This window comes from Pantoea agglomerans NBRC 102470 (assembly GCF_001598475.1).
GTDB lineage: Bacteria > Pseudomonadota > Gammaproteobacteria > Enterobacterales > Enterobacteriaceae > Pantoea > Pantoea agglomerans.
Window position 1 is genome coordinate 416,929 of record NZ_BCZA01000005.1, and the last position, 15,147, is coordinate 432,075.

Below are 15,147 nucleotides of genomic sequence, written 5' to 3' on the forward strand. Positions count from 1 at the left end.
GGAATGACTATGCGCAACAGAGCCTCTCTGCTCGCCGCCGTGGTAACCACGCTGGCCGTTTCACACGTCTCCGCTGCCGATCTGCCGGGCAAAGGTATTACGGTACAACCCATACAGAGCACTATCGCTGAAGAGACTTTTCAGACCCTGATTGTCAGCCGCGCGCTGGAAAAACTCGGCTATCAGGTCAGCAAGCCGAGTGAAGTGGATTACAACGTTGGCTACACCTCTATCGCCGCCGGCGACGCCACCTTTACCGCGGTGAACTGGCAGCCGCTGCATGACGACATGTACAAAGCCGCCGGTGGCGATCAGAAGCTCTATCGTCAGGGAACCTACGTTACCGGTGCCGCCCAGGGTTATCTGATTGATAAGAAGACCGCCGAGAAATATCACATCACCAATATCGAACAGCTGAAAGATCCTAAGATCGCCAGCCTGTTTGACGCCAACGGCGATGGCAAAGCGGATATGACCGGCTGTACGCCAGGCTGGGGCTGTGAAGCGGTGATTAATCATCAGAACAGCGCCTTCGGTCTCAGTGATACCGTGACCGCCAATATGGGTAACTATTCGGCGATGGTGGCGGATACGCTGGCACGCTACAAACAGGGTAAACCGATCCTTTATTACACCTGGACGCCCTACTGGCTGAGCGATGTGCTGAAGCCGGGCCGCGATGTGGTCTGGCTGCAGGTGCCGTTCTCTTCGCTGCCTGGCGAACAGAAGGATGTGGATACTAAGCTGCCAAACGGCGCGAACTACGGTTTCCCGGTTAACACCATGCACATCGTCGCCAACAAAGCCTGGGCGGCGAAAAACCCGGCGGCTGCCCGTCTGTTTGCGGTCATGAAGCTGCCCATTACCGATATCAATGCTGAAAACTCAGCAATGCATGCCGGACAAAACTCAGAAGAGGCGATTAACCGTCATGTGGATGGCTGGATTAAGGCGCATCAGGCTGAGTTCGATAAATGGATCAGCGAGGCGCAGGCCGCCGCGCAATAACATGAAAACATTTCCGCCCCAGGGTGGTTGATAAAAGTGCTGGCTCAGTGAGCATACGCTTTTAGTCGGGCAGTTATCTGAGGGCAGAAATTTTTCTGCCCTTTTTTTATGCCTGCTTTCCCGACTGGTATGGCCTGTTAATAAACATGCGTGTGAAATAGTTTTTTGAGTTACTATTAACCTCAAATGATTATTAGCGACCGATGCTGTTTATGAATGCGACTCGCCAGGGTCTGACGCCTGCTTTAGTAATGCTGATGTCAGTAGCAACCGGCCTCTGCGTAGCCAGTAATTACTACGTTCAGCCACTACTGAATACCATCGCCCAACAGTTTGATCTCTCTGTCAGCCTCGCCGGATTTATTGTCACCACGGCGCAGCTGGGCTACGCCTGCGGTCTGCTGCTGCTGGTGCCGCTTGGCGATCGGTTTGAACGACGCAGCCTGATTGTTACGATGATCCTGCTGGCTGCTGCGGGCATGGTGATTATCGCCCTTTCGCACTCCTTTCTCTTTTTACTGCTGGGCACGGTGATGACCGGCCTGTTCTCGGTCGCCGCACAAATCCTGGTGCCGCTGGCCGCCACGCTGGCAGAGCCGGAGCGGCGCGGCAAAATAGTGGGGACGGTAATGAGCGGTTTGCTGCTGGGGATTCTGCTGGCGCGCACCGTGGCAGGCGGCCTGGCGCAGCTTGGCGGCTGGCGTACCGTCTACTGGACTGCCAGCCTGCTGATGGTGGTGATGGCCCTGGCGCTGTGGCGAGCGCTGCCACGCGTAAAACAGTCCGTGCCCATGAGCTATCCGCAACTGCTGGCCTCCATCTTTCACCTGTATGCCGGTAATCGGGTGCTCCGCACCCGCGCCTGGACCGGCTGCCTCTCCTTTGCCAATTTCAGCCTGCTGTGGACCTCAATGGCCTTTCTGCTCGCCGGGGCGCCTTATCACTTCTCAGAGGGCGAGATTGGCTTGCTGGGGCTGGTCGGTGCCGCGGGTGCGCTGGCCGCACGTCAGGCGGGCGCGCTGGCTGACAAGGGTAAAGCGAAGCTGACCACCCGACTGGGCCTGCTGCTTATGCTGCTGTCGTGGGCTGCCATTGCGTGGGGCGCGGAGCAGCTTGCGCCGCTGATCGTCGGCATCCTGCTGCTGGATCTGGCGGTACAGGCCGTCCATATCACCAATCAAAGCGTGATCTACGCGCAGATGCCGGAGGCGCGGAACCGTCTTAATGCCGGTTACATGACCAGCTACTTTATGGGTGGCGCGGCCGGCTCACTGCTCTCCGCGACCGCTTACCATCTTTGGGGCTGGTATGGCGTCTGTGGCGCTGGCGCGCTGCTGACTGTGGTTAATCTGCTGATTTGGGCAGCCGGATCGCGCTTTGAGCCGGAAAAAATCAACTGAAGCCTGGCCGGACAGCGCATTGCGTCTGGTCACAAATGGTTAGGTTTGTTATGGTTAGTAGCAAACCTATTCACTTCAGTTATTTTTCCCCGCGATATTATTAAATTTGCCCCCTTTTTGATCACGTTCCGGCACAGCGGCTGCCGCCGGACGTACGGGTTTTTGACCCAGGGCCAGGGAATGGCCTGGAATACCTTTGATGGTGAATAGTGATTCTGTCAGCGATCACCTGCCAAAAAGTGACTACGCTTATCCTGTCACCATAGTTATTATACAAGTTGCAATTAGTGAGGTTTTTTTTAATGGAAAGTTCGTTTACTCCCATTGAGCAGATGCTAAACATCCGTGCCAATCGCCATAAGGATTTTCCGTTGCAGGAAATTATTCTGACGCGTCTCTGTATGCATATGCAGGGTAAACTGCTGGACAACCGCAATAAGATGCTGAAAGCACAGGGTATTAATGAAACCCTGTTCATGGCGTTGATTACGCTGGATGCACAGGAAAACCATAGTATTCAGCCCTCTGAGCTCAGCTCCGCCCTTGGCTCTTCACGCACCAATGCCACGCGCATTGCTGATGAGCTGGAAAAGCGCGGCTGGATTGAGCGTCGTGAAAGCGATCACGACCGTCGCTGCCTGCACCTGCATCTGACCGATAAAGGGATGGAGTTCCTGCGTCAGCTGCTGCCACCTCAGCATCAGAGCCTGCAGTACCTCTGGTCGTCGCTCTCCGTCGATGAGAAGTCGCAGCTGGAAGGCATCACCCGTAAGCTACTTAATCGTCTTGATAAAATGGATGAAGATCAGCTGATCGCCTCGCTTTCCCGCTAATAGCAATAAGTGCGACACAATCACCTGTCGGAATCGTTATTTTAATTTCCTTTTTTATCTGGCCAGCGCTCAGTCGCTGGCTTTTTCGACTCGGGCGCTGGCGAAAAGGGATTTCTGCCGCCCGACTAAATGGAAAACGTGGAGAAAGACATGAGTGCAACGGCAGAAGCACAAAGCCCGCAACCGTCAGCCAACAAAAAGAAGAAGCGCAAAAGTGTGCTCATCGTGCTGGCGTTGATCTTTGTGCTGATTGGTATTGCCTGGGGAGTTTACTGGTTCCTGGTCCTGCGCCATTTTCAGGAAACGGATGACGCCTACGTTGCGGGTAACCAGGTGCAGGTGATGGCACAGGTCTCCGGTAGCGTGAATAAAGTCTGGTTTGAAGATACCGATTTCGTCAAAAAAGGCGATGTGCTGGTTTCACTGGATAAGACGGATGCGGAGCAGGCGTTTGAAAAAGCGCAGACGGCACTCGCCACCAGCGTGCGTCAGACGCATCAGCTGATGATTAATGGCAAACAGTATCAGGCCAGCATTACCTTGCAACAGACCGCTCTGGCGCAGGCACAGGCCGACCTGAAACGCCGTGAGCCGTTAGGCGCGGCTAATCTGATTGGCCGTGAAGAGTTGCAGCACGCCCGCGATGCCGTCGCGACGGCCAAAGCACAACTGGACGTGGCGATTCAGCAATACAATGCGAATCAGGCGATGATTCTCAACACCTCACTGGAAAATCAGCCTGCCGTGCAACAGAGCGCGGCTGAGCTGCGTGACGCCTGGCTGGCGCTGCAGCGCACCGAAATCCGTAGTCCGATGGATGGTTTTGTCTCCCGTCGCAGCGTGCAGGTCGGTTCGCAAATCTCCACCAGCACCCCGCTGCTCGCCGTCGTGCCTGCAACGAATCTGTGGGTCGATGCCAACTTTAAAGAGACTCAGCTGGCTGGCGTTCGTATTGGTCAGCCTGTCACCGTGGTTGCCGACATCTACGGTGACGAAGTGGTTTATCAGGGCAAAGTTGCAGGACTGGATATGGGCACCGGCAGCGCCTTCTCACTGTTGCCGGCACAGAATGCCACCGGTAACTGGATCAAAGTGGTTCAGCGCCTGCCAGTTCGTATCGAACTGAATCAGGAAGATATCGCCAGACATCCGCTGCGTATTGGCCTCTCAACGCTGGTTAAAATCGATACCACCAGCAAAGAGGGCAGCGCGCTGGCCACCAGCGCCCGTCAGCAAGCCGCTTACAGCAGCAACGCACTGGCGATTGACCTTGCGCCGGTCAATCAGCTGATCACCGATATCGTCCGCGCCAACGCCGGATGATGACGCGGAGGCTGTAATGGCACAAAAACCGCTTGAAGGAATGCCGCTGGTCCTGATGACCATTGCGCTATCGCTGGCGACGTTCATGCAGGTTCTGGACTCGACCATCGCCAACGTGGCTATCCCTACGATTGCCGGTAATCTGGGGGCGTCGAACTCCCAGGGAACCTGGGTGATCACCTCGTTTGGTGTGGCCAATGCGATCTCGATCCCGCTGACCGGCTGGCTGGCAAAACGCATCGGTGAAGTGAAGCTCTTTACCTGGTCGACCATTCTGTTTGCTATCGCCTCCTGGGCGTGCGGCATGTCAGACAGCCTGGAGATGCTGATCTTCTTCCGCGTCATTCAGGGGATCGTCGCGGGTCCATTGATCCCGCTGTCGCAAAGTCTGCTGCTCAACAACTATCCGCCCGCCAAGCGCAGTGTTGCGCTGTCGCTGTGGGCGATGACGGTGATCGTCGCCCCAATCTGTGGCCCGATACTGGGCGGCTGGATCAGCGATAACTATCACTGGGGCTGGATCTTCTTTATCAACGTGCCCATTGGTGTGGCGGTGGTAATACTGACGCTGCAAACCCTGCGCGGCCGGGAAACCAAAACCGAAATCCGGCGGATCGATATGGTCGGGCTGGTGCTGCTGGTGGTGGGGATCGGCTGTTTGCAGGTGATGCTGGATCGCGGAAAGGAGCTCGACTGGTTTAACTCGTCCGAGATTATCGTGCTCGGGGTAGTGGCCGTGATTGCGCTGTCAGTCCTGCTGGTGTGGGAGCTGACTGACGATCACCCGATCATTGATCTGTCGCTGTTTAAGTCGCGCAACTTCACCATTGGCTGCCTGTCGATCAGTCTGGCTTATATGCTCTACTTCGGCTCGATTGTTCTGTTGCCGCAGCTGCTGCAGGAGGTCTACGGCTACACCGCAACCTGGGCCGGTCTGGCGTCTGCGCCAGTGGGCATTTTGCCGGTGATCCTGTCGCCGATCATCGGACGCTTTGCCCATAAGCTCGACATGCGACGGCTGGTCACGTTCAGCTTCATTATGTATGCCGTCTGCTTCTACTGGCGCGCGTATACATTTGAACCGGGAATGGACTTTGGTGCCTCAGCCTGGCCGCAGTTTATTCAGGGCTTTGCCGTGGCCTGCTTCTTTATGCCGCTGACCACCATTACGCTCTCGGGATTGCCGCCGGAGCGCATGGCCGCTGCCTCCAGCCTGTCGAACTTTATGCGTACCTTTGCAGGCTCGGTGGGAACGTCGATTACCACCACCATGTGGAGTAACCGCGAGTCGATGCATCATAGCTACCTGACGGAGTCGATCACCCCGTACAACGTCAATTCTCAGCAGATGTATAGCCAGCTGGAGAGCATGGGGATGACGCAGCAGCAGGCGTCGGCCTGGATCGCGCAGCAGATTACCAATCAGGGACTGATTATTTCAGCGAATGAAATTTTCTGGGCGTCGGCGGGAGTCTTTTTGATTCTGCTGGTGCTGATCTGGTTTGCCCGTCCGCCGTTTAGCGCAGGCGGCGGTGGCGGTGGCGCGCACTGATGTGACACAGCAAAACGGGCCTTTCGGCCCGTTTTTTTATGCGTTCTGACGCCACCATTCGGCGAGCAGTACGCCGGTTGCGACCGAGACGTTAAGGCTTTCTACGTTGCCGGTGCCGCCAATCGACAGGCTCATGTCACCCTGTTTGAACGCGGTATCAGAAAGACCTTCACGCTCCTGCCCTAACACCAGCACCATTTTCTCGGGCAGCTGAGCCTGCGCCAGCGGCGTGCCCTGATGGCTGGAGGTGGTGACGATGGTGTAACCCGCTTTACGGAACGCTTCCAGACCTTCACTGAAGGTTGCGCCGCTGATGGCCTGCACATGCTCAGCTCCGCCTTCTGCGGTACGTACCGCTGCGCCGGACTCCAGCAGTGAGGCGTCGTTCACCAGCAAACCTTTTACGCCAAAGTGCGCGCAGCTGCGCATAATCGCGCCGAGGTTATGCGGGTTGCTGACATCTTCCAGTGCCAGTACGCAATCTTTGGTATTCGCCTGGCTCAGCCATTCAGAAACCGCCATACCCATGCGCTTTTTGATCAGGAAGCAGACGCCACCGTGATGCTCAGTGCCTGACGCTTTGGTAATCTCAGCATCTTCCACGACGTGATAGGCTTTGCGGTTAGCCGCCAGCCAGCGCAGCGCTTCGCGGAAACGCGGTGTCACTTCCTGCACGAACCAGGCGCGAACAATCGCTTCAGGACGGCTCTGGAACAGCGCCTGACAGGCGTTCTCACCATAGACGCGCGTCTCTTCGTTACGCTGACGACGGATCTGCTCGGGATCGACGAAGCTCTTGCCGCTGATGCCGCCATGATCCGGCTTATCGCTTTCGGTTGCCGGACGATCTGCTGATGGCGCGCGTGACACAGTGCGCCATGGGGAATCGCTGCTGCCATAGGCGCCGCGATTATCATCGCCACGATCGTTGCGGCGGCCTGCGCCATCGTCTGAACGGCGTGGAGCGCCACGTCCGCCTTCATCACGACGCGGTGAACTGCTGCGACCGGTGTCGTCGCTGCGACGGCCAGCGGAGCGACCACCTTCCTGACTGCGTTCAGTACGGGGGCCAGACGAACGACGATTATCATCCGAACGGGCAGCAGCGTGACCACCTTTGCCTGTACGAGGATTAGGCGCGCGCGCGCTTTTATCGTCCTCGCCACGCACGTACATCACCTTAACCTTACCGCTCTTGCCTTTAAATTCGTCGTTCATGTCTTCCTCCTGCATTGAGAGCGCGCAGATTACCTGATGTGCTGGCGCTTAGCTATCAACTATTGAACCTATAGAGCAATCCAGATTGAGAGGGAATCCGTCCCCTTTCATAATGAACAATATTTATCAGACTGACACTTTTCAACATCAGAGGTTCCTATGAATACGGTATGCGCTTCCTGTCAGGCAACCAATCGCGTTCCTGAAGAACGCCTTGCCGACGTGGCGAAATGTGGTCGCTGTGGAAATGCGTTATTTGATGGCGAAGTGGTGAATGCCACCAGCGCTAACTTTGACAAATATCTGCAGGATGATCTGCCGGTGGTGATCGATTTCTGGGCGCCCTGGTGTGGTCCCTGTGTCAATTTTGCGCCGGTGTTTAAAGATGTCGCCAGTGAACGCAGCGGTAAAGTCCGCTTTATTAAAGTGAACACCGAAGCGGAACCGGCCCTGAGCGCCCGTTTCAACATTCGCAGCATCCCGACCATCATGCTGTTTAAGAACGGCGAGCGGGTCGACATGCTGAATGGCGCGATGCCCAAAGCGCCTTTCAATGAATGGCTGGATGAGTCACTTTAATCTTCAGAGGCCAGCCTGGCTGGCCTTTTCCTTTTCGCCTGCGCTTCGATTACACTGACGTTTTTCCTGCCCTGAATACTCATGTCTGATAATGCTGTTTTGCGCTTGCGCACCCAACGCCTGGCCCGATCTACCCGTCCTTTCCTCGCGCGCGGGAATCGGGTCATCCGCTGTCAGGGCTGTCTGCTGCCAGAGGTCAACTGTCTCTGCAGTCAGATCGTGCCGCAGTCCGCCCGTAGCCGCTTCTGCCTGGTGATGTTCGATACCGAGCCGATGAAGCCGAGCAACACCGGCCGGCTGATTGCCGATATTCTGCCGGAAACTCAGGCTTTTGGCTGGTCACGCACCGAGCCGGATCCGCTGCTGCTGGCGGCGGTGCGCAATCCCGATTATCAGCCGCTGGTCGTTTTCCCGGCCGCTTATGCCGATGCCGGTCGCGAAGTGCTGACAACGCCGCCCGTCAGTGGCAAGCCGCCGCTGTTTATTATGCTGGACGGCACCTGGACCGAAGCCCGCAAAATGTTCCGTAAAAGCCCCTGGCTCGACGCCCTGCCGGTGATGTCGCTGGATGTCAGCACCCCGTCGCGCTATACGCTGCGTGAAGCCCACGGCGCAGGTCAGCACTGCACTGCTGAAGTGGCCGCGGCGCTGCTGACGCAGGCGGGCGATCGGCTGGCGGCTGAGGCGTTATCTCACCATTTTGATCAGTTCCGCGCGGCCTATCTGGCAGGGAAACCACACCACGCCGGACAGGATTAAGCGCCCTGTCACCTCCTGGCGGGAGAGACCCTGCGGTGACAGAGATTAAAATCGGGATGCGCAGCCTGCGATCTGCCCGGAAGCACTGCCAGCAAAAAGCGTTTACAATCACGCAAATCCCGAACTCTGGAGAGCGAGATGAGCCAACGCGGACTGGAAGCGCTGTTACGACCTAAATCAATTGCGGTGATTGGTGCCTCGGTCACGCCAGGGCGCGCCGGATATTTTATGATGCGTAACCTGCTGGCAGGCGGTTTTAGCGGACCGGTGTTGCCGGTGACGCCAAAATATAAAGCGGTCAGCGGCGTACTGGCCTGGCCCACCATCGACAGCTTACCTTTTGCGCCAGACCTGGCAGTAATCTGCACCCACTCAAAACGTAACCTCGAACTGCTGCAACAGCTCGGTGAAAAAGGCTGCAAGGCCTGCATTATTCTTTCTGCGCCCGCCAGCCAGTCGGCCGAACTCAAAGCCTGCGCCAGCCAGTGGCAGATACGTCTGCTGGGACCGAACAGTCTTGGCCTGCTGGCCCCCTGGCAGGGATTGAATGCCAGCTTCTCGCCGGTGCCGATAGAGAAAGGCCGTATCGCATTTATCTCTCAGTCCGCCGCCGTATCCAACACCATTCTCGACTGGGCGCAGCAGCGTAATCTCGGATTCTCCTGGTTTATCGCGCTGGGTGACAGTCTGGATACCGATGTTGATGATCTGCTCGACTTCCTGGCTCGCGACGGTAAAACCAGCGCTATCCTGCTCTATCTGGAGCACCTCAGCGATGCGCGTCGTTTTGTTTCTGCCTCACGCAGCGCCTCCCGTAATAAACCGATTCTGGTGATCAAGAGTGGTCGCAGCCGGGAAGCACAGGCGCTGCTGGGCACCCACAGCGGTCTGGACGCCGCCTGGGATGCAGCCATTCAGCGTGCCGGGTTACTGCGGGTGCAGGATACTCATGAGCTCTTCTCCGCCGTTGAGTCGCTGAGTCATATGCGGCCGCTGCGTGGCGACAGGCTGATGATCATCAGTAATGGTGCCGCCCCCGCCGCGCTGGCGCTGGATGAGCTCTATGCCCGCAATGGGAAACTGGCACAGCTCAGCGAGCAGACGATTCAGCAGCTCGAGGCGCTGTTGCCCGCTGGCGCAGGCCGCGGCAACCCGCTGGATTTAAAAGATGACGCCACAGCAGAACGTTATGCCGCCTGCACAGAGATCCTGCTCGACAGCCATGAACTTGATGCATTGATGATTATTCATGCGCCAAGCGCGGTCGCGCCCGCGACTGAAACGGCCGGACATCTGATCGACACCATCGCCCGTCACCCGCGCGGTAAGCTGGTGACGCTGCTGACCAACTGGAGCGGCGAGTTCTCTTCACAAGCCGCGCGCCGAGCCTTTACGCAGGCGGGGATACCGACCTGGCGCACGCCAGAGGGAACGGTGACCGCTTTTATGCATCAGGTTGAGTACCGCCGTAACCAGAAGCAGCTGCGCGAAACCCCTGCCCTGCCCGCCACCCTGAACCTGGACAGTGCCCATGCACACCAGCTGCTGTCACAGGCGCTGGAGCGCGGTGTTACCGCGCTGGATACCCACGAAGTGCAGCCGGTACTGCAGGCTTACGGCCTGGCCACGCTGCCGACCTGGATCGCCAGCGACAGTAAGGCGGCAGTGGCGATTGCCGATCAGATTGGCTATCCGGTGGCGCTAAAACTGCGTTCACCCGATATCGCGCATAAATCGGAGGTGCAGGGCGTGATGCTCTACCTGCGTAATGCCAGCGAAGTGGAGCATGCCGCTGAGGCCATTTTTGATCGGGTAAAACAGACGTTGCCGCAGGCACGTATCGAAGGGCTACTGGTTCAGAGCATGGCGAGTCGTGCAGGCGCACAGGAGCTGCGGGTCGTGGTCGAACAGGATGCCCTGTTTGGCCCGATCATTATGCTGGGGGAAGGCGGCGTTGAATGGCAGGCCGATAAACAGGCTGCCGTTGCCCTTCCCCCGCTGAATATGACGCTGGCACGCTATCTGGTGATTCAGGCGATCAAGAGCGGAAAAATCCGCAGCCGCAGCGCGCTGAATCCGCTGGATATCCCCGGTTTAAGCCAGTTGCTGGTGCAGGTCTCTAACCTGGTGGTGGATTGCCCGGAGATCCAGCGACTGGATATTCATCCGCTGCTGGCGGCGGGCAATGATTTTACCCTGCTGGATGTCACCCTGACGCTGGCTCCGTTCCACGGCGATAACGAAGCACGGCTGGCAATACGTCCTTATCCTCAGCATCTGGAAGAGCAGGTGGAGTTAAAGGATGGGCAATTCTGCCTGTTCCGGCCCATTCTGCCAGAGGATGAGCCCCTGCTGCGCGATTTCATCAGTCAGGTCACCAAAGAAGATCTCTACTACCGCTACTTCAGTGAAATCAGTGAGTTTACTCATGATGATCTCGCCAACATGACCCAGATCGATTATGACCGCGAGATGGCGATTGTGGCGGTACGTCAGCATCATGGACGACCCGAGATCATCGGCGTCACCCGCGCTATCTCTGATGCAGATAACATTGATGCAGAGTTTTCGGTGCTGGTCCGTTCCGACCTGAAAGGCCTGGGCATGGGCCGTCGTCTGCTGGAAAAGATGATCCGCTATACCCGGCATCACGGCTTGCAACAATTGAACGGTATCACCATGCCCCATAACCGCGGCATGATTACGCTGGCACGAAAGCTCAACTTTCATGTTGATATTCAACTGGATGACGGTATTGTCAGCCTGAAATTGTCTTTACAGAATGAGATCAACTAACCTTGTAGAGAAAGGTAAAAAACGTTCGAATCGGCGAAGTTGATGTTATTATTTGTGGTTATAACCCTGATTTGATGGCAAAAGGCCATGCAATGAACAGAGAAGAAGTGCACTGTGATGTTGACTAAATTTAAACGTAACAAACACCAACAACACCTCGCACAGCTGCCGAAACTGTCACAATCCGTTGCGGATGTGTCGACACTTTACTCGCCTGCCGAATTTCGCCAGACGTTGCTGGAGAAGATTGCGGCAGCGCAGACTCGCATCTGTATTGTTGCGCTCTATCTGGAAAATGATGACGCCGGACGTGCCGTCATGGATGCGCTTTATAGTGCGAAGCAGGCGCGGCCGGAGCTGGATATTTCGATTCTGGTTGACTGGCACCGTGCGCAGCGTGGCCGAATTGGCGCAGCGCGAGGCGTAACCAATGCCGACTGGTATTGCGAAATGGCGACACGTTATCCGGATATCGCCATCCCGGTTTATGGTATCCCGGTCAATACCCGTGAAGCGCTGGGCGTGCTCCACCTTAAAGGGTTCATTATTGATGATATGCTGCTCTACAGCGGTGCCAGCATCAATGATGTCTACCTGCATCAGCATGATAAGTATCGCTATGACCGTTACCAGGTTATCCGTAATTCCCAGCTGACAGATACGATGTATGACTGGATCACGCTCAATCTGAAGTCAGCGGAAGCGGTAAACCGACTCGATTTTGCTGAGCGCCCCTCAAGTCCTGAAATTAAAAATGAGACACGCCAGTTCCGTCAGGACCTGCGCGGTTTCAATTATCAGTTTGAAGGGAATGCCGGCAACGATGAACTGACGGTCACGCCGCTGGTCGGTCTGGGTAAGCATAGCCTGCTCAATAAAACCATTTTCCACCTGATGCCCTGTGCGGAACAGAAGCTGATCATCTGTACCCCCTACTTCAACATGCCCGCCTTGCTGGTACGTAATATCATTCATCTTCTGCGTCAGGGAAAACAGGTTGAGATCATCGTCGGCGATAAAACAGCCAATGACTTCTATATTGCGCCCGATCAGCCGTTCAAAATCATAGGCGCGCTGCCTTACCTGTATGAAATCAATCTGCGTCGCTTTATGAGCCGTTTGCACTACTACGTTACGACCGATCAGCTGGTCGTGAGACTGTGGAAGGATGGCGAGAATAGTTATCACCTTAAAGGAATGTGGGTTGATGACGAATGGCAGCTGATTACCGGTAATAACCTCAATCCACGTGCCTGGCGGCTCGATCTGGAAAATGCGGTGCTGATCCACGATCCTCATCAGGAGTTAGCGGCTCAGCGTGAGAAGGAACTGACGTTAATCCGGCAGAACACGACGGTAGTAACGCATTTCCGTGAGCTTGAAAGTATTGCTGATTACCCGGCCAAGGTGCGCAAGCTGATTCGCCGTCTGCGCCGGATACGTATCGATCGCCTGATCAGCCGGATTCTTTAATCACTACGGTTAATAAGGCATCTGCTATGCGAAGTGTGCTGCTTGCTGTGTTGTTGTGTAGCGGATGCGCCCATATGGCGGAAGATCAGTAGACCGGACGGGATAAAGCGGAGCATTTTGTCGCCTCTGCAGTCCTGGCCGCTGCCGGTAGTGAATATGGGCAGGCAGCGTCAGCACCATTCTGACCGGCAAAGCCAGACTGTTTTCATTAACGCCTGGGGCGGGAAAAGAGTGGTATGACAGCCGCCCGAATGGCAGCGGCTGGAGCTGGAAAGATTTCGCCTGGGATGCCGCCGGTGCTGCCAGCGGCATTGCCCTGTGGAATCTGAGTCAGTAGCTTTCTCTGTTAAAGCTTAATCCCCTTACCGCGCTTGTGCAGCAACAACGACACCAGAAATGCCACCGCGCCCATCGCTGAAACATACCAGAAGAAAGTCGTCTCAATCCCCTGCTGCTTCATCAGCAACGCAACATACTCTGCCGACCCACCAAAGATCGCATTCGCTACTGCGTAAGATAGCCCTACACCCAGTGCGCGCACCTGTGGCGGAAACATTTCTGCTTTAAGAATGCCACTGATGGCGGTGTAGAAGCTGGTAATCAGCAGCGCCAGCATGATTAACAGGAAAGCCACACCGGGACTTTGCACGTTTTGCAACAGCGTCAGAATGGGGACCGTACAGATGGCCGCGCCCGCGCCAAAAATCATCATTGAGGTGCGACGACCGATTTTATCTGACAGGGCACCGATAATCGGCTGAATCAGCATAAAGACCAGCAGCGCACCGGTCATCAGGCCGCTGGCGGTTTTAGGATCCATACCTGACGTATTAACCAGATACTTCTGCATGTAGGTGGTGAAGGTGTAAAAACTCAGGGAGCCGCCTGCGGTGAAACCCAGCACCATCAGGAAGGGACGAGTATGATTGCGCAGTAACCCGATTACGCTACCCGCATCGCGATGTTCGCGGCTCGTCTTATCTGAGGTCTCTTCCAGTGAGCGTCGTAACCATAATGCGACAACGGCGAGGAGTGCGCCGAGGAAGAACGGAATACGCCAGCCCCAGCTTCGCAGTTCTGCATCCGTCAGCAAAAATTGCAGGACCACGACGGTGAGTACCGCCGCTAACTGGCCACCAATCAGCGTGACATACTGGAATGAGGCGTAGAATCCTTTGCGTCCTTCCAGAGCCACTTCGCTCATGTAGGTTGCGCTGGTCCCATATTCTCCGCCCACCGATAATCCCTGAAACATACGCGCCAGCAGCAGAATGACGGGCGCAGCCACGCCGATCGTTGCGTAACCGGGTAAGCAGGCGATCACCAGCGAACCAAAACACATCATGCAGACCGAAACCAGCATCGAATTTTTTCGGCCATGTTTGTCGCCGATATAGCCAAACAGCCAGCCGCCAATCGGACGCATTAAAAATCCTGCCGCAAAAACGCCCGCCGTCTGTAACAACTGAGTGGTGGTATCGCCCTGCGGAAAGAAAATGTGGGCAAAATAGAGTGAGAAGAAGGAGTAAACGTAAAAGTCGAACCACTCAACCAGGTTACCTGATGACGCGCCGACGATAGCCCAGATACGTTTCTTTGTATCATCCGTCTGAGTTTTATTATTTGTGGGTGCCATGCCTTACCTCTGTTCCTTGCTGATCAACAGCGTTTAAAGGAGTGAGTAAAGCATTTAAGTCTACTGAAGGTAAAGGCGGCGTAATCCGAGATTATTATTGTGAGCCATGTCGCTAATTATCGAAAAATCAGCGGGTTGCTGGTCATTCAGAGGTGGAGAATGGGGAGTTAAGGGTGACATACCGCGTGCCTGCAGGTCATGTATTCAGCTTAACGTGGCAAAGTGCAGACGTAAAAAAGCCCCGCACTTTCGTGCGGGGCTTCTTCACTTATTTGATGCCTGGCAGTTCCCTACTCTCGCATGGGGAGACCCCACACTACCATCGGCGCTACGGCGTTTCACTTCTGAGTTCGGCATGGGGTCAGGTGGGACCACCGCGCTAAAGCCGCCAGGCAAATCTTGGTGCACGAAACGAATCTTTTACGCCATGACCGCGTTGCCATCGCTCAGCCACACCGGTCACATACTTCAGTATGCTCCCGCTGACGTCCTCGCTCTGCGCCTTGTCACGCCGCAAAATCTTTCGTTTCCGCTAATTTTTATCCGGTACAGGCTGAAAATCTGTCTCTC

Annotated in this window: 11 protein-coding genes, 1 rRNA gene and 1 pseudogene; 10 read left to right on the forward strand and 3 right to left on the reverse strand. The window is 55.9% G+C overall.

Annotated elements, in window-relative coordinates:
• Window positions 1-9: 9 nt before the first annotated feature.
• From proX to emrB, 5 genes are all read left to right on the forward strand, one after another.
• Window positions 10-1,008, forward strand: coding sequence for a glycine betaine/L-proline ABC transporter substrate-binding protein ProX (gene proX, locus PAG01S_RS12500; protein ID WP_010257785.1), 999 nt, complete (start codon window positions 10-12; stop codon window positions 1,006-1,008).
• A gap of 212 nt (window positions 1,009-1,220) precedes the next feature.
• The gene (locus PAG01S_RS12505) at window positions 1,221-2,408 is read left to right on the forward strand and encodes an MFS transporter (protein ID WP_062758872.1); all 1,188 of its coding nucleotides are present in this window, start codon (window positions 1,221-1,223) and stop codon (window positions 2,406-2,408) included.
• A 302-nt stretch (window positions 2,409-2,710) separates the two neighbouring features.
• Window positions 2,711-3,241 (forward strand): transcriptional repressor MprA, encoded by a 531-nt coding sequence (gene mprA / locus PAG01S_RS12510; RefSeq protein WP_003850381.1) that lies wholly within the window; start codon window positions 2,711-2,713, stop codon window positions 3,239-3,241.
• A gap of 150 nt (window positions 3,242-3,391) precedes the next feature.
• The gene (gene emrA / locus PAG01S_RS12515; protein WP_010257791.1) at window positions 3,392-4,564 is read left to right on the forward strand and encodes a multidrug efflux MFS transporter periplasmic adaptor subunit EmrA; all 1,173 of its coding nucleotides are present in this window, start codon (window positions 3,392-3,394) and stop codon (window positions 4,562-4,564) included.
• Between the two features lie 16 nt (window positions 4,565-4,580).
• Window positions 4,581-6,116 carry a multidrug efflux MFS transporter permease subunit EmrB gene (gene emrB, locus PAG01S_RS12520; protein ID WP_010257793.1) on the forward strand — a complete coding sequence of 512 codons (1,536 nt, stop codon included), beginning with the start codon at window positions 4,581-4,583 and terminating at the stop codon, window positions 6,114-6,116.
• 36 nt (window positions 6,117-6,152) lie between these two features.
• Here the strand turns inward: emrB and PAG01S_RS12525 are convergent, their stop codons facing one another.
• Window positions 6,153-7,334, reverse strand: coding sequence for a tRNA/rRNA methyltransferase (locus PAG01S_RS12525; protein ID WP_010672152.1), 1,182 nt, complete (start codon window positions 7,332-7,334; stop codon window positions 6,153-6,155).
• Between the two features lie 159 nt (window positions 7,335-7,493).
• Between PAG01S_RS12525 and trxC the strand changes: the two genes are divergently transcribed.
• The 5 genes and pseudogenes from trxC to PAG01S_RS22610 all read left to right on the forward strand — a co-directional run bounded on the left by trxC (window position 7,494) and on the right by PAG01S_RS22610 (window position 13,278).
• Window positions 7,494-7,913: a thioredoxin TrxC gene (trxC, locus tag PAG01S_RS12530; protein WP_010257800.1), complete on the forward strand. Its 420-nt coding sequence runs from the start codon at window positions 7,494-7,496 to the stop codon at window positions 7,911-7,913.
• 81 nt (window positions 7,914-7,994) lie between these two features.
• Window positions 7,995-8,672, forward strand: a complete 678-nt coding sequence (locus PAG01S_RS12535; RefSeq protein WP_062758857.1) for a tRNA-uridine aminocarboxypropyltransferase — start codon at window positions 7,995-7,997, stop codon at window positions 8,670-8,672.
• Window positions 8,673-8,810: 138 nt separating this feature from the next.
• Window positions 8,811-11,468 carry a bifunctional acetate--CoA ligase family protein/GNAT family N-acetyltransferase gene (locus PAG01S_RS12540; protein ID WP_033758680.1) on the forward strand — a complete coding sequence of 886 codons (2,658 nt, stop codon included), beginning with the start codon at window positions 8,811-8,813 and terminating at the stop codon, window positions 11,466-11,468.
• Window positions 11,469-11,585: 117 nt separating this feature from the next.
• The gene (gene pssA / locus PAG01S_RS12545) at window positions 11,586-12,941 is read left to right on the forward strand and encodes a CDP-diacylglycerol--serine O-phosphatidyltransferase (RefSeq protein ID WP_062758859.1); all 1,356 of its coding nucleotides are present in this window, start codon (window positions 11,586-11,588) and stop codon (window positions 12,939-12,941) included.
• Between the two features lie 26 nt (window positions 12,942-12,967).
• Window positions 12,968-13,278 (forward strand): annotated as a pseudogene (locus PAG01S_RS22610) (YfiM family lipoprotein).
• A 9-nt stretch (window positions 13,279-13,287) separates the two neighbouring features.
• Here the strand turns inward: PAG01S_RS22610 and PAG01S_RS12550 are convergent.
• Complete coding sequence (locus PAG01S_RS12550) at window positions 13,288-14,577, reverse strand: MFS family transporter (protein ID WP_010257813.1); 1,290 nt, start codon at window positions 14,575-14,577, stop codon at window positions 13,288-13,290.
• Between the two features lie 277 nt (window positions 14,578-14,854).
• Window positions 14,855-14,970: ribosomal RNA gene (rrf, locus tag PAG01S_RS12555) — 5S ribosomal RNA — on the reverse strand.
• Between the last annotated feature and the right edge of the window lie 177 nt (window positions 14,971-15,147).

Bases quoted from the DNA above. Each gene is read 5' to 3' on its own strand.
- PAG01S_RS12540 (WP_033758680.1), top strand. From the start codon at position 8,811: ATGAGCCAACGCGGACTGGAAGCGCTGTTACGACCTAAATCAATTGCG.
- PAG01S_RS12525 (WP_010672152.1), bottom strand. From the start codon at position 7,334: ATGAACGACGAATTTAAAGGCAAGAGCGGTAAGGTTAAGGTGATGTAC.
- emrA (WP_010257791.1), top strand. From the start codon at position 3,392: ATGAGTGCAACGGCAGAAGCACAAAGCCCGCAACCGTCAGCCAACAAA.
- pssA (WP_062758859.1), top strand. From the start codon at position 11,586: ATGTTGACTAAATTTAAACGTAACAAACACCAACAACACCTCGCACAG.
- trxC (WP_010257800.1), top strand. From the start codon at position 7,494: ATGAATACGGTATGCGCTTCCTGTCAGGCAACCAATCGCGTTCCTGAA.
- mprA (WP_003850381.1), top strand. From the start codon at position 2,711: ATGGAAAGTTCGTTTACTCCCATTGAGCAGATGCTAAACATCCGTGCC.
- emrB (WP_010257793.1), top strand. From the start codon at position 4,581: ATGGCACAAAAACCGCTTGAAGGAATGCCGCTGGTCCTGATGACCATT.
- PAG01S_RS12505 (WP_062758872.1), top strand. From the start codon at position 1,221: ATGAATGCGACTCGCCAGGGTCTGACGCCTGCTTTAGTAATGCTGATG.
- proX (WP_010257785.1), top strand. From the start codon at position 10: ATGCGCAACAGAGCCTCTCTGCTCGCCGCCGTGGTAACCACGCTGGCC.
- PAG01S_RS12550 (WP_010257813.1), bottom strand. From the start codon at position 14,577: ATGGCACCCACAAATAATAAAACTCAGACGGATGATACAAAGAAACGT.
- PAG01S_RS12535 (WP_062758857.1), top strand. From the start codon at position 7,995: ATGTCTGATAATGCTGTTTTGCGCTTGCGCACCCAACGCCTGGCCCGA.